Genomic DNA, 13584 nt, shown 5'->3' with positions numbered 1-13584 from the left:
ATTGAGGACCGATTACCATGTCGCGGGAAAAAGCTTATCGTCTCTTTATCATCAGCCTTGCCAGCAGCACGGCCCTTCATGGGATGGCCAAAGCCCAGATGGCCACTGATCAAGGCCATCCCGGTCATGATCGTGGCGGCATCGAGGAAATCGTCGTCTCGGCGCATCCCGGCGGGCGATCCCGCTTTGAAATCCTGCAGGGAACATCGGTTTTGGCGGGGGAAGAATTGGCCCGCAATCTGCGCGGTACCATCGGCGATAGCCTTGATGGCCTGCCCGGCTTATCGCAAACATCCTTTGGCCAAGGGGCCAGCCGCCCGATCATCCGTGGTTTGGCGGGTGATCGCTTGCGTATCCTGATCAATGATCTGGGAACCTTTGATGTTGCAACAACCAGCCCCGATCATGCCCCGGCGGTGGATCTGGCCACGGCCCGCAAGGTTGAGGTGATCCGTGGCCCCGCCACCTTGATGTATGGGGCTAATGCGATTGCCGGGGTGGTGAATGTGATCGATGATCGCGTGCCCCGTGCCTTACCTGAAAATGGCCGGGTGGATGGGCAGTTTCTCACCAGCTATGGCACCAATGGCGACGAAGTGCTCAATAGTGGCGCGCTCACGGCCAATATCGCCGGAGGACTGATGGCCCATGTGAATGGTTTTTATCGTGATGCCGGGAATTTCAAGGCTCCCGGCTTTTTACGATCGGATCGCGAGCGCGCCGCCAATCCCCTGCCCGCCGGCGAGAGCGAGCCTTTTGGCCGGGCCGAGAATTCCGATCTGGAAAATTGGGGGGTCACGGGTGGCTTATCTTATGTTGGGCGACATGGCTTTCTGGGCGCCTCTGTCACCCGGCTCGATAATAATTATGGCATCCCCGTCGAGCTTGAAGAGGAAGAGGAAGAAGAAGACGGCGAAGAAGGTGAAGAAGGCGTGCGGATCGATATCGAACAGACACGCTATGATCTCATCGGGGAATGGACCAGCGATTTTCTGGTCTTTGATAAAGCCCGCTTTCGCTTTGGCTATGCCGATTATGAACAGGCTGAACTCGAAGGCGGCGAGATTGGCACCCTGTTTTTAAATGATGAGTGGGAAGGCCGGATTGATCTGGATCAGATCGCTTTTGGCGGCTGGACCGGCACCAGCGGCCTGCATCTGCGCAGTCGTGAATTTGAAGCCATCGGGGCTGAAGCCTTCGTTCCCCCCAATGAAACGTTTCAATGGGGGTTATACAGCTTCCAAAGCTATGAAATCGGACCATGGCATTTTGATGCGGGGGCCCGACTTGATCGTCAGGAGGCAAAATCCGATATTTTGGGTGTCGAGCGCAATTTCACCGGCATCAGCCTCTCTGCCGGGGCTTCTTATACCCTTGGGAAAGGGTATCTGATCGGGCTCAACAGCTTTCGCACCGAGCGCGCCCCCAATGCCGATGAACTTTTCTCGAATGGCCCGCATCTGGCAACCTTCACCTTTGAACTGGGCGATGTGGATCTGGGCGAAGAAACGGTGAAAGGCCTTGAACTCAATCTGAAAAAAGCCGACGGTCCTTTTGAATTCCTGATCAATGGCTTTTATTATGATTATAGTGATTTCATTTTCGAGCGCTTTACCGGCGAGGAAGAAGATGGTCTGCCCGTGGCCCAATTTTCTGCCACCAATGCCCGCTTTTATGGCCTTGAGCTTGAAGCGGATTATGAGCTTTGGCGGGCGGGCGAACAGGCCTTCTCCATCAATGCCCAATTGGATTTTGTGAATGCCAAGGAGACGGCCAGCGATACCCCCTTGCCCCGCATCCCGCCTTTGTCATTCACCCTTGGTGGCGATTATGAAAGCCATTATTTCGATGTGCATATCGCAGCGGAATATGTCGCAAGCCAGAAAGACATTGGCGAATTTGAACTGCCAACCGATGATTATGTGAACCTTACGGCCAGTCTTGTCGTTCATCCCTTTGAAGAGCGGGATATTTCACTGATCATCGAGGGCCGCAATCTGGCTGATAGCGATATTCGCTTCCACACCAGCTTCCTCAAGGATCTGGTGCCTGCGCCGGGCCGCACCGTGCGGTTCATGCTTCGTGCCGGTTTTTAGGGGATTGAAAGGCTTATCCCACGCCTGATCTATGGCTCCATTCTGGGGCTCCATTCTGGGCCTGCGGATCACCTGCCTTGACCGGCTCAGCCGCACCCACCCCATGGGTGCGGCCTTTTTCACAGCCCGGCACTGAGCCGGGATCAGAAAATGCCAAACCAAGGAGACGCCATGATTGATCTTTACACATGGGCCACCCCCAATGGACACAAGGCCTCGATCATGCTTGAGGAATGTGCGCTGGAATATACTGTTTTTCCCACCGATATCGGTCAGGGATTGCAAAAACGCGCAGACTTTCTGTCCATCAATCCGAATGGAAAAATCCCCGCGCTGGTCGATCATGATGGCCCATCGGGCGATATCACGGTTTTCGAATCGGTTTCCATCCTGCTTTATCTGGCCGAGAAAACCGGAAAATTCCTACCCGAGGCGGGCGAAGATCGCTATCGGGCGATGAATTGGGTGATCTGGCAGGCGGCCAATCTGGGCCCGATGATGGGGCAGGCTTTTCATTTCTATCATTATGCGCCCCATCGCTTGCCTTATGCTATCGAACGCTATCGCGATGAATCGAGCCGCCTGCTTTCGGTGATGGATAACCAGCTTTCCAAAAGCGCCTATCTTGCCGGAGACGACTATAGCATCGCTGATATCGCCAGCTTTTCTTGGACCAAATTCGGGTTGAAATTCCTGCAGGAAGAAACGCAGGGAAAAATCCCCGATATGCCCCATATCCAAAGATGGCTGACCGCGCTTGCCAAACGCCCCGCCGTGCAAAAGGGTGTCTGCGTGCCCGATATTTAGGCGGCCTGCCTGATCCCCCTAATCGCTTTCCACCGCCAGCCCAAAGGCTTCAAGCCCATCGGCCAGATAAATAGCGAGCAAGGGGGTGGAAAGCAGATAATCAGCGGTTGTGTGGGTGGCTTCGCGCCGGGCTTCTGCCCTGATTTGGGGCAGTTCATCGGCGCTGAAGGTGCCCCGCCCCACCCACATCAGGGTCACCAGATCGATGCGCTCATCTTCATTCAAATCATCGATGAACTCCGCTAGCGCATTGAAATCGGCTTCGGCGCCCCGGCGCTCGGTCACATCCACATCCCCGTCCCCTTCATGATCATGGGGCAGATCGCCATAGGCTTCCTGCACCCGTTCGATGATATGGGAAACGGTGTCTACCGTGATATTAAGCGGGCTGTCATCGTCGTCTATCGGCTCTGGCGGCGGCTTTCCGGGAATCATGGCTCATCCTCCCTCCAACACTGTAGAGAAAAGCATGACCCCGGATCGGCCCCTTGGTCAATCCATCATCGCATCACATGTGATCAAAATGAAAGCCGAGCCAAGCCAAAAGCTCCGCCCCAAATCCTATTCGCTGCCAAACAGATCAAGCGCTGCATGGGTCATCGCCTCCACCCCGGTTTTGATCGTGGGTTCGGGCAAGGGCGCAAAAAATGGCGAATGAAGAGATGGCAGGCTGATCTCTCCACGCGCAGCCGCCGCCACTTTTTCAGGCTCCACCGCACCCAGCCAGAAAATCACACTGGGAATGCCTTCGCGGCCATAGCGGCCAAAATCCTCACCCCCCATCACCGGCTGGGTTTCCAACACATTCTCTGCCCCCAAAGGCCCGCTAAGGGCTGCAACCAATCGCGCAGTGAGATCGGGATCATTATAGGTGGAGGGGGTGAATTCATCCTTCACCACCACTTCGGGCAAGCGATCTGAGGGCAGGCCAAAAGCCAGCGCGGTATTTTTGGTGATCCGCTCGATGGCTGCCAAAACCCGGCTGCGGGTGGCATCGGAATAGCTGCGCACGGTCAGTTGCAGATCGACCCGATCACTGATGATATTGTGCTTGGTGCCGCCATGGATCGATCCCACCGTCACCACCACCGGATCTTGCGGGTCCACCTCGCGGCTGGCGATGGTTTGCAGGCCCAAAACGATCTGGCTGGCCAGCACCACCGGATCTTTGGTGGCATGGGGATAGGCCCCATGGCCGCCAATGCCATGCACCGCAATATCCACTGAATCCACATTGGCAAGGGCATAGCCCGGCACATAAGCCAGCTTACCCGCCGCCAAAGATGAACTGACATGCAGCGCGATATTATAATCGGGACGGGGAAAGCGCTCGAACAAGCCATCGGAAATCATCGCTTTGGCCCCGGCTCCGCGTTCTTCCGCCGGCTGGCCGATCATCACCAAAGTGCCCGACCATTGATCACGCAAAGACACCAGCCGCCGCGCCGTGCCCACAAAAACGGTCATATGCACATCATGGCCGCAGGCATGCATCACATGCACATCCTGGCCATTCTGTTCCACCGCCGTCACCGTTGAGGCATAGGGCTTGCCGGTCATTTCCTTCACCGGCAGGGCATCCATATCGGCGCGGATCAAAAGCGTGGGGCCGGGGCCGTTTTTAAAAACCCCCACAAGCCCATGGCCGCCCACATCGGGGGTGACATCAAAACCCAATTCCCCAAGCTCGCTGGCCATGCGCGCTGCGGTCTCGGCTTCTTGAAACGACAATTCAGGATGGGCATGAAGATGGGTATAAAGCTTTTCGAGATAAGCATAATCGCTTTCAATGCCGCTTTCGATGGCGGCATCATCTGCGGGCGATTGAGAGCCAGACACCTGCGCCCAACTGAGGCCGGGCGCAAAGAAGGCTGCCATGAGCCCAAAAACCCCCAGATGATGACGCCCCAGCCGCCACGACCTCGGCCCCGAAATTTTTAGAAAACACATCATCTTGATCCCCTTTGTCATTTTTAGTGGCACTCTCACATTATAAGATGCAAGCATGATGCGAAATAAAGGAGAGAGCCATGACTTTTGTGAAAAAAATTCTGCCCTGGTTGCTGACCGTGTTCATTGCCTTTGTTTTTGTGCAATCCTTGGCTTTCAAATTTACCGGAGCGCCCGAACCGGTCTATATTTTCAAAACCATTGAAGGCTGGGCCCAAAGCAGCCTTGGCCTTTCCGGGCTTTTTGCCCCCGGCGGCATTTTCAGCCAACAGATCGTGGGGGTGGCGGAATTGATTGCCAGCCTGCTTTTGCTTGCGGGGGCGGCCCTTGGCGGCCTGAAGGGGCAAGGCCGGGCCGCAAAAACCCATGCCGTGGGCGCGCTTTTGGCCCTTGGGGTGATCAGTGGGGCGATCTTCTTTCATCTGTTCACCCCCCTTGGCATTGTGGTGGGCAGCGAAGCCGATCAAATCGCCAGTGATGGCGGCAGCCTGTTCATCATGGCGCTGCTGGTGTGGATTTCCAGCGCAGCTCTGCTTTTCCGCCATCGCGATCTGATCAAAAGCCAATAAATCATCAAAACCGGCCAAAGCCCGGGGATCGCTTTTATGCATAGAGATCATCACAGCCACAGCCATGGCGCCCTCCACAGCCATGGCGGTGGGCATGATCATCAAAACGAGCGCCGCACATTCTTTGCAATGCTTTTGATCGGCGGTTTCATGCTGATCGAAGTGGCGGGGGGGCTGATATCGGGCTCTCTCGCCCTTTTGGCGGATGCCGGGCATATGCTGACCGATGCGGCGGCGCTGGCGCTCGCCTTTTCCGCCTTTCGCATCTCTCGCCGCCCCCATGATCGGGGCAAAAGCTTTGGCTATTACCGATTCGAGGTGATCGCCGCCTTTATCAACGGATTGGCGCTTTTTGCTCTGGTGATCTGGATCGTGATCGAGGCGTTAAAGCGTATCGCCTCCCCGCCCGAGGTGATGGCCGGACCGATGCTGGCGGTGGCGATCGTCGGGCTTCTGGTCAATCTCGTCGCTTTTCGTCTGATCCACGGGGCGGATCGAAACAATCTCAATATCCGCGCGGCTTTATGGCATGTGATTGGCGATATTCTGGGCTCAATCGCCGCGATCATCGCCGCCATCGTCATTCTTTATACGGGCTGGACCCCCATCGACCCGCTGCTGTCCTTGCTGGTGGCGGGGCTTTTGATCCGCGCCGGTTGGTCGATCACCCGGCGAACCCTGCATATCCTGATGGAAGGTGCGCCTGATCATATCGATCCCGAAACTCTGGCGCGCGAACTTTCACACGAAATCGTGCAAATTTGCGATGTGCACCATCTGCATGTCTGGCTTTTAACCGCCGAACGCCCGCTTTTGACCATGCATATCACCATCCGGCCCGAAGATCGCGCCGATGATGTGTTACTGCGCGTAAAAGATTTCCTTGCCAAACGCTATAACATCACCCACAGCACCATTCAGATCGAATCTGATGGCTGCGCTGATCATCCGCCAAGATGATTCCACTGGGATTTATTTTCGTTCCCAATCGATATGATAAAGATCAAAGCGCCGGTCCTTCAGATTGGTCACCGTGCCGGAATTGCGCGCCCGCACCAGATCATCAAGATGCAGATCGGCAAAAGCCACGGTTTCGGCATTAGGGGTGGTATCGGCGGCGATTCCATCCCGGGCAAAGGGAAAATCACAAGGGGTGAGAATGCAGCTTTGGGCATATTGAATGTCCATATTCTCGACATTCGGCAGATTGCCGACATTCCCCGCCATCACCACATAGCTTTGATTTTCCACCGCCCGCGCCTGGGCACAATAGCGCACCCGCAAATAGCTTTGCCGTTCATCGGTGCAAAAAGGCACGAACAGGATCAGGGCGCCCTGATCCACCAATCGGCGGGCGAGTTCGGGAAATTCGCTGTCATAGCAGATCAAAACCCCGATCATGCCGCAATCGGTGGGGATCGCCGCCACCTCTGTTCCCCCCTTGATATTCCACCAGAAACGCTCATTGGGGGTGGGGTGGATTTTATCCTGAGCATGAACCGCCCCATCGCGCAGGAATACATAGGTGATGTTTTTCACATCCCCCCCTTCCATCCGCACCGGGGTTGAGCCGCCAATGATATTGATATTATAGCGCATCGCCAGATCGCGCATGGTTTCGCGAAATTGCTCGGCATAGCGGGTCAGCGCCTCGATCCCTTCCTGAGGGGTCAGCTTTTTCGGCTCGGCAGACAATAATTGCAGGGTAAACAGTTCAGGGAACACCACGAAATCAGAGCGATAATCGCTGGCGACCTCGGTGAAATAGGCCACATTCTTAATAAATTCCTCAAAGGAATCCACCGCCCGCATTTCCATCTGAACGGTGGCCACCCGCACCGGACGCCCGCTGACCCGGCTGCGATGAATGCCTTTGGTTTCCTCGGTATTGGCGATATCGGGATTATGCCACTGCATCAAAACAGCGCAGCCAAAGCTTTCCTTGTCGCTGGGCAGATAATCGCGCAAAATCTGCACCGGCTCGAAATTATTGCGTAATTGAAAGCCGATCACGCTATCGCGCACGCGGCGATCCTGGGCCGCTTCCAGATAGGCTTCAGGCGTTGGAAAGCGCCGCCGCCGCCGCCCATAGCCGGGCATCCGGCCCGCAAAAACAATGCCTTTGAGTCCCTGCTCGCGAGCCAGTTTTTTCCGCGCATCATAAAGCCTTTGGCCGATTTTCAAGCCACGCACATCGGGATCGACCGCAACCTCCATGCCATAGAGCACGGATCCATCGGGATCATGGCGCGAGGCAAAACCATTGCCGGTAATCTCGGCCCAGCTATGGGGCTTTAAGGCGATGGATTGAGAAATCCGAAAGGTGAGGCACACCCCGATGATGGCCTCATCCAAAATGGCGACAAACTGGCCTTCGGGATAGCGGCTGAGCGGCCCGCGAAGATTTTCCGGGGCCATGGTGGGCATGGTGGGATAGGCTTTTTTCAAAAGCGCCACCACATCATCAATATCGGAAAACTGGAATTGCCTGATATATAAACTGCGCTTTTTGGTTTGATCGGCCATCCGGTCTTCATCCTTTTCCTGCAAAAGCGCATGAGCCTGTTGCAACACGCATTGCCCTCTCATCTCGCCTTTTGCTAGTCTTCTACAGATATGCTGCGAAATAGCAAATTGGTTAAAGCTGCCAAAAAAATAAAAGGGATCGTTTCATGCGGATCGTTCATTTGCTGTCAATTTTTCTGATTGCATCCTTTGCGGCCCCTATGGCCGATGCCCATCCGATAGCCCAAACCAAAGCGGGCCATCATGATGCCTTCCGGCAATTGGAAGAACAATGGCCCGGACCCAACAGCATCAGGGCGGCATCCGGCGCGCCGGGGCATGAATATTGGCAGCAATATGTGCATTATAAAATCGATGTGCGCCTTGATGATGCAAATAAGCGGATCACGGGGCGGGTTGAGATGCGCTATGAAAACCGCTCGCCTGATCGTCTTTCCTATGTGTGGCTGCAGCTTGATCAAAACCGCTTCAAGCCCCATTCCACATCGCAGGAAAGCCTGAGCGATCCCTTGGCCGGTCGCCTGTCCTATGCCCGTTTGCGCGAAATACGGCTGATCGAAAGCGGCGGTTTTGGTTATGAGATCAAAGCCGTGACCGATCAGAATGGCAAAGCCCTGCCCACAATGATCACCGATAGCATGATGCGGGTGGATCTGCCCCAGCCTTTGGCTCCGGGGGCCAGCACCAGCCTTATTGTCGATTATCAGTATAACATCTTATCGGCCAAAGAGCTGTCGAACCGGACGGCCTATGAAATTTTGCAGGATGGCAGCCCGAATTATTTCATCTCCATGTGGTATCCGCGTTTGGCCGCTTATACCGATTATGGTGGCTGGATCACCAAGGCTTTTCTGTATGGCGAACCCGCCATTGATTTTGCCGATTTCGATGTCTCGATCACCGTGCCCGAAACCTTCATTCTCTCTGCCACGGGCGTTTTGCAAAATCCCGATAAGGTTTTGAGCCGCACCCAACGCCAGCGGTTGGAACAGGCGGAAACCGCCCAAAAGCCACTGTTCATCATCACCCCCGATGAAGCGGCGCAAAATGCCGTGCGCCAAGCCGATAGCGAGGTGATCTGGCATTATAAGGCCGAAAATGTGCGCGATTTCGCCTTTGCCGCCGCCCCCGGCTTTATTTGGGATGCGCAGGGTTATGAAACTGCTGATGGCCGCATGGTGATGGCCCAATCCCTTTATCCGGCAGAAGGCGAGCCTTTATGGAGCCGCTATTCCACCCCGGCGATCATCCAAACCTTTGAAACCTATGGCCGGATGGCAATGGATTATCCCTGGCCCCATGCCACATCAATCAATGCGCCCATCCGCTCGGGGATGGAATATCCCATGCTGGCGGCCAATGCCCCGCGCCCGGAAAAGGATGGCACCTATTCCCGGCGCACCAAATATGGGCTGATCGGGGTGGTGATCCATGAGGTGGGCCATAATTGGTTCCCGATGATCGTCAATTCCGATGAACGCCACTGGCTGTGGATGGATGAGGGGCTCAATTCCTTCCTCGATGAACTGGCGCTTGCCGAATTTGATCCCGATGCCCCCCTGCGGAGCGAACCCCGCGATCTGGCCGAAAGAATGACCCGGCCCAATCAGGTGCCGATCATGACCCAGTCGGATGCCTATATCAATCGCGGCATCACAGGCTATGCCAAGGTTTCTGCCGCTCTCACCATCCTGCGCGAAACGGTGATGGGGCGCGAAGCCTTTGATTTCGCTTTCCGGGAATATGTCCGGCGCTGGGCCTTTAAACGGCCCCAGCCCGCCGATTTTTTCCGCACCATGGAAGATGCCAGCGGCGTTGATCTCGATTGGTTCTGGCGGGGCTGGTTTTATTCCACCGATCATGTGGATATCAGCCTTGATCAGGTTACATTGGCGACCATCGATACCAAAAATCCCGATGTGGAAGCCGAATGGAAACGCGCCCAAAAAGCTGAGGTTCCCCGTTCCATCACCCTGCAGCGCGATGAAGGGATGGTACGTCGCACCGACCGCGAACCCCATCTGCGCGATTTTTATAATGAGCATGATGAATTCACGGTCGCCCCATCTGATCGCAAGGCCGCTGAAAAGCTGATCGCTAAGCTGGAGCCATGGGAACAAGAGCTTCTGGCGCTTGGCTCCAATCTTTATTTCCTTGATTTCAGCAATAAGGGTGGGCTGGTGATGCCCATTCTTTTAGAAATCACCTATGAAGATGGCAGCACAGAAAAGCGCCCGATCCCGGCAGAAATCTGGCGCAGCAATCAATCCCATGTCACCAAGCTGATCATCACCGATCAAACCATCCAATCGATCAGCATTGATCCCAATCTGGAAACCGCCGATGCCGATATGACCAATAATCATTGGCCAAGAAAGCCGGTGGAAACCCGGCTGGAGTTGTTCAAACGCGCGCCGCAAAAAAACCTGATGCAAAAGCTTGAGGGCGGCGCGGATGATGAAGCCAAAAGCAATGAGGGATGAGGCAGGCTTTCCGCGCATCCCTTTTAAGAAACGCCTGGCACTTCTCGCCGAAGCTTCTGATGCTGCTCATGGGTGGTCTCTCTTGGCAGTTTAACGGAAATCGCCTACAAGGATCAAACGAAGGCAAGCGGCAGCATGCTTTCCTTAAAACAACTTTGAAGTGCAAATTGCGTGATCAAAAGAGTGTTCATGCTCCCCATGCCCAAAAGGCTGGAGATGGACAAATGCGGGGAAAGACCGATGCTTCGATATAATCACTCCTGGCTCTTGATGATCGGCATCATTGCCGGGCTTTCCGGGCCGATTTTGGCCTTGTCTGCCAAGGCGCAGGGCATGGGTCCGCAGCAAGGACCGGATAAATCCTATCTCATTTTATTAGCGCAAAAGCTGGGGCGCACCGCTGGAAATGCCGAATTTTGCGGCTATGATGGCGATGATATTGAAGAATTCATTGCCAAATCGATGGCTCGACTGGCGAAAGAAAGCGAAGATCGGGTCTTGCTGGCGGGGGGACGGGTGGAGTTCAATGCTCATGCCGCTTTCGGTCGTGCCGAAGGCCCTGAAAAGGGCTGTCAAAGCTTTGGCCTTGCCTATGCCGAAGCCAAAAGCACCCTGCTATATTGAAGGAGCGGATTGATTGAAGGAAGGGGGGCTTTCCTGAGAAATCCGAACGCTTTTATCCTTCATCTTCAGCGGGCGGCCGACACATCCGCCGGATCGGGCACGATGAAAATCGGCCCTTCGATCTGCTCCGATTTCTGGGGCCATGCTTTTTCCAGCGCCTGTTCCACAAAAAGTGCCAAAACCGGCGCCAGGCGATAATCCGCTTCATATCTGGAAAAGATAAAGCCCTGTTGCGCAGGGCCTGTGCGCATGAGCTGATCCGCTTCCAATGTTACGGTCATTTTATCCTCAATGATTTTTTCGCCCGCGCGCGTGCGCATTTCGATCTTGCCCACCACAAAGCTGCTGGATGCCCGCAAATAAGGCTCGCTATGATCATCGAGCTTGATCCGATCAATCTTCAAGCGGATGCTGCCATCGAAATCGGGCTGGGCCCTGGCAATATTATGCTCCACCATAGCGATGAGCAGATTTTCCACCGAAAAAGCGTGCAAATCAGGGATCAGCGCCGCCCCGGCCCAAGGCAATCGGGGGGCGGTGGGCTTTTCGCTCCCCTGAACATCGGCACTCTCATCGCGTGAAGACAGACTGCGGCGAAAGCGTTCTTCCTGGATACGCTCTATGCGGTTGATGGCGCGCATATGGCGCTTGAGTTTTCCGGAAAATTCAATCGTCAATTCATAAGGATGCAATGCCACGCTTGTTTCTGCATCCGCCATCATAGCCTTGTTTTCAGCCAAAGCCGTGGCGGGTGGCAAAACAAGCCCGAAAGCCAGCACCAACCCAACCCCTATCCTGATCGCTGCCGCCCAAAAACCGGCCTTGCGCATCCTCATCCCCCGGTCGCCTGATATGCTTTTAATTATTGAATATGATGGATTCATTGGGGCCGCTCAGGCGAATGATCACCGGCCCGTTGATCTCGTCATCCTGCTCAGGCCAAAGGGATTCAAGGGCCCTTTCAACAAAATAAGCAAGGGTCGGCCCCACACGATCCGCTTCATCCGTTTCGATGAAGGCATATTTTGGCCCATCATAGTTTAAATCAACACTGGGATCGATGACCAGATTGGCCGATACATCCTGTGATTTCACAAGATGACCTTCAGAATCGAGCCATTCCACCTTGCCCAAAACATAGGAACTGGACGCATTGAGAAAAGCAATGGGATGGGACGAAACCTTCAATCGATCAACGGTCAGGCGCAAGGTTCCCTGAAAATCTGGCACTGCACGATTGAGATTATCTGCCGCCAAAGCAGTGATGAGATTGCTCATCGTATAATTCTCGGCATCGGGGATCAGGGTTTCCCCTGCCCATTGGGTATTCATCGTACGGCTTTTGGCAAAACGATGAATCGAACTGCGCAGGTGGGATCGATCATCGGTACCGGTTTTGCGGAAGCGTTTTTCCAATCTCCGCTCCAGATCATCGATCGATTCCATCCGCTTGCTCAAGGCTTTGCTGAACACCGTTTCGATTTGATAGCCATCCATTTGGGGGGCAATCGCAGAGGATGTTTGAGCCAGCACCGGGCTTGCGAAAAATGCACATAAAGCCAATGCCGCACTTGGTGGATAAATAATGCGGGCCATAGTGGTTTTGATCACATCTGCGCTTATCATGCTAACCTCCTGCACTGTGCCTTTAAAATTTGCTATAAAGGGGCTGAACATCTGCTGAACGTCCCTTTCACCCTCTCCCCCAATGGCTCGATGGGGCTGCTCTAAAAGGACCGGAAATCATGCAGCCTGATCGCTTCCACCCTGCCCCCACTGCCTTTCATTCCTGTCATAAATGGCCCGCCACCCCCTGTGTTACAAGAACCCGGCCTGCCGCGTTCCGCCTGTCCTTGGCCTTCATCCTTGTCTCTACTGTACTGATCTCGTTATCTGGCTGCACAAAAATCGAGCAGGGCATCGCGGTGTTGAGCCATGATGTCACAACCCGCTTGAGCAAAGCCCCCGCCGGGATTTATCGCGCCGATCCCGATCATATTTCGGTGCATTTCAGCTTAAGCCATCTGGGCTATAGCCAGTTTACCGGGCGTTTTGACACCATCGACATCAGCCTTGATTTAAAGCCTGATGATCCGCTGGAAAGCATGATGGATGTGCGCATCCCCCTGCAATCGGTAAATAGCGGCAGTTCAACGATTGATGACATCCTGCGCACGGATCTATTTGATCTGGCCCGCTATCCAGAGATCCATTTTACTGCCGAAAGCATCCGCAGCCAGAATGGGGTGGATGGCACCATCGAAGGCCAGTTGGAAATGAATGGCCGCCGCCGCCCCATCCGCCTTGAGGTCACCTTTAATGGCTATGCCAAAAATCCGCTGACCGGGGCCCCCACTTTGGGATTTTCCGCCCGCACCCGCCTTGATCGCTCAGCCTTTGGCCTTGGCAAATGGTCTCCCGCCGTGGGGCATGAGGTGGCGATCATGATCGAGGCGGAATTGATCCACCAGCCATAAAACATCCCCTTGGAAAAACGCCATAAATACAAAAAAGGGCCGCCCGAAAGCA

General features: G+C 54.7%; 12 protein-coding genes. 7 read left to right on the top strand and 5 right to left on the bottom strand.

Annotated elements, in window-relative coordinates:
* The first annotated feature begins 17 nt into the window (after positions 1–17).
* Positions 18–2096 (top strand): TonB-dependent receptor, encoded by a 2079-nt coding sequence (locus tag QK300_RS09500; protein WP_281301456.1) that lies wholly within the window; start codon positions 18–20, stop codon positions 2094–2096.
* Positions 2097–2267: 171 nt separating this feature from the next.
* Positions 2268–2903, top strand: coding sequence for a glutathione binding-like protein (locus tag QK300_RS09495; RefSeq protein WP_281301455.1), 636 nt, complete (start codon positions 2268–2270; stop codon positions 2901–2903).
* An 18-nt stretch (positions 2904–2921) separates the two neighbouring features.
* Here the strand turns inward: QK300_RS09495 and QK300_RS09490 are convergent, their stop codons facing one another.
* Together QK300_RS09490 and QK300_RS09485 are read right to left on the bottom strand one after the other, a co-directional pair.
* Positions 2922–3338 (bottom strand): DUF3775 domain-containing protein, encoded by a 417-nt coding sequence (locus tag QK300_RS09490; RefSeq protein ID WP_281301454.1) that lies wholly within the window; start codon positions 3336–3338, stop codon positions 2922–2924.
* A gap of 126 nt (positions 3339–3464) precedes the next feature.
* A complete protein-coding gene (locus tag QK300_RS09485) occupies positions 3465–4856 on the bottom strand; it encodes an amidohydrolase (protein ID WP_281301453.1) in 1392 nt (463 codons plus the stop codon).
* 77 nt (positions 4857–4933) lie between these two features.
* Between QK300_RS09485 and QK300_RS09480 the strand changes: the two genes are divergently transcribed.
* Positions 4934–5422 carry a hypothetical protein gene (locus tag QK300_RS09480; protein ID WP_281301452.1) on the top strand — a complete coding sequence of 163 codons (489 nt, stop codon included), beginning with the start codon at positions 4934–4936 and terminating at the stop codon, positions 5420–5422.
* 36 nt (positions 5423–5458) lie between these two features.
* Positions 5459–6382: a cation diffusion facilitator family transporter gene (locus QK300_RS09475; RefSeq protein WP_281301451.1), complete on the top strand. Its 924-nt coding sequence runs from the start codon at positions 5459–5461 to the stop codon at positions 6380–6382.
* A gap of 12 nt (positions 6383–6394) precedes the next feature.
* On the opposite strand, the gene QK300_RS09470 is transcribed toward QK300_RS09475, so the two are convergent.
* Positions 6395–7948 (bottom strand): bifunctional GNAT family N-acetyltransferase/carbon-nitrogen hydrolase family protein, encoded by a 1554-nt coding sequence (locus QK300_RS09470; protein WP_348651867.1) that lies wholly within the window; start codon positions 7946–7948, stop codon positions 6395–6397.
* Between the two features lie 146 nt (positions 7949–8094).
* Between QK300_RS09470 and QK300_RS09465 the strand changes: the two genes are divergently transcribed.
* Positions 8095–10431, top strand: a complete 2337-nt coding sequence (locus tag QK300_RS09465; protein ID WP_281301449.1) for a M1 family metallopeptidase — start codon at positions 8095–8097, stop codon at positions 10429–10431.
* 240 nt (positions 10432–10671) lie between these two features.
* Positions 10672–11055 carry a hypothetical protein gene (locus tag QK300_RS09460; RefSeq protein WP_281302300.1) on the top strand — a complete coding sequence of 128 codons (384 nt, stop codon included), beginning with the start codon at positions 10672–10674 and terminating at the stop codon, positions 11053–11055.
* 65 nt (positions 11056–11120) lie between these two features.
* Here the strand turns inward: QK300_RS09460 and QK300_RS09455 are convergent, their stop codons facing one another.
* Both QK300_RS09455 and QK300_RS09450 read right to left on the bottom strand, forming a co-directional pair.
* Positions 11121–11891 carry a hypothetical protein gene (locus tag QK300_RS09455; protein WP_281301447.1) on the bottom strand — a complete coding sequence of 257 codons (771 nt, stop codon included), beginning with the start codon at positions 11889–11891 and terminating at the stop codon, positions 11121–11123.
* 22 nt (positions 11892–11913) lie between these two features.
* Positions 11914–12681: a hypothetical protein gene (locus tag QK300_RS09450; RefSeq protein ID WP_281301446.1), complete on the bottom strand. Its 768-nt coding sequence runs from the start codon at positions 12679–12681 to the stop codon at positions 11914–11916.
* A 119-nt stretch (positions 12682–12800) separates the two neighbouring features.
* Here QK300_RS09450 and QK300_RS09445 point away from each other — a divergent pair, with 119 nt between their 5' ends.
* A complete protein-coding gene (locus tag QK300_RS09445) occupies positions 12801–13532 on the top strand; it encodes a YceI family protein (protein ID WP_281301445.1) in 732 nt (243 codons plus the stop codon).
* Positions 13533–13584 lie beyond the last annotated feature (52 nt).

It is taken from the genome of Iodidimonas sp. MBR-22 (assembly GCF_029946565.1).
GTDB classification, from domain to species: domain Bacteria; phylum Pseudomonadota; class Alphaproteobacteria; order Sphingomonadales; family Rhodothalassiaceae; genus Iodidimonas; species Iodidimonas nitroreducens.
The sequence above is the reverse complement of the archived record's forward strand: the minus strand, read 5'-3'. Positions and strand labels throughout refer to the sequence as shown.

Excerpts from the sequence above, each read along its gene's own strand:
- QK300_RS09465 (WP_281301449.1), top strand. The coding sequence starts at position 8,095 with ATGCGGATCGTTCATTTGCTGTCAATTTTTCTGATTGCATCCTTTGCG.
- QK300_RS09490 (WP_281301454.1), bottom strand. The coding sequence starts at position 3,338 with ATGATTCCCGGAAAGCCGCCGCCAGAGCCGATAGACGACGATGACAGC.
- QK300_RS09495 (WP_281301455.1), top strand. The coding sequence starts at position 2,268 with ATGATTGATCTTTACACATGGGCCACCCCCAATGGACACAAGGCCTCG.
- QK300_RS09500 (WP_281301456.1), top strand. The coding sequence starts at position 18 with ATGTCGCGGGAAAAAGCTTATCGTCTCTTTATCATCAGCCTTGCCAGC.
- QK300_RS09480 (WP_281301452.1), top strand. The coding sequence starts at position 4,934 with ATGACTTTTGTGAAAAAAATTCTGCCCTGGTTGCTGACCGTGTTCATT.
- QK300_RS09470 (WP_348651867.1), bottom strand. The coding sequence starts at position 7,948 with ATGGCCGATCAAACCAAAAAGCGCAGTTTATATATCAGGCAATTCCAG.
- QK300_RS09455 (WP_281301447.1), bottom strand. The coding sequence starts at position 11,891 with ATGAGGATGCGCAAGGCCGGTTTTTGGGCGGCAGCGATCAGGATAGGG.
- QK300_RS09460 (WP_281302300.1), top strand. The coding sequence starts at position 10,672 with ATGCTTCGATATAATCACTCCTGGCTCTTGATGATCGGCATCATTGCC.
- QK300_RS09485 (WP_281301453.1), bottom strand. The coding sequence starts at position 4,856 with ATGATGTGTTTTCTAAAAATTTCGGGGCCGAGGTCGTGGCGGCTGGGG.
- QK300_RS09475 (WP_281301451.1), top strand. The coding sequence starts at position 5,459 with ATGCATAGAGATCATCACAGCCACAGCCATGGCGCCCTCCACAGCCAT.
- QK300_RS09450 (WP_281301446.1), bottom strand. The coding sequence starts at position 12,681 with ATGATAAGCGCAGATGTGATCAAAACCACTATGGCCCGCATTATTTAT.
- QK300_RS09445 (WP_281301445.1), top strand. The coding sequence starts at position 12,801 with ATGCAGCCTGATCGCTTCCACCCTGCCCCCACTGCCTTTCATTCCTGT.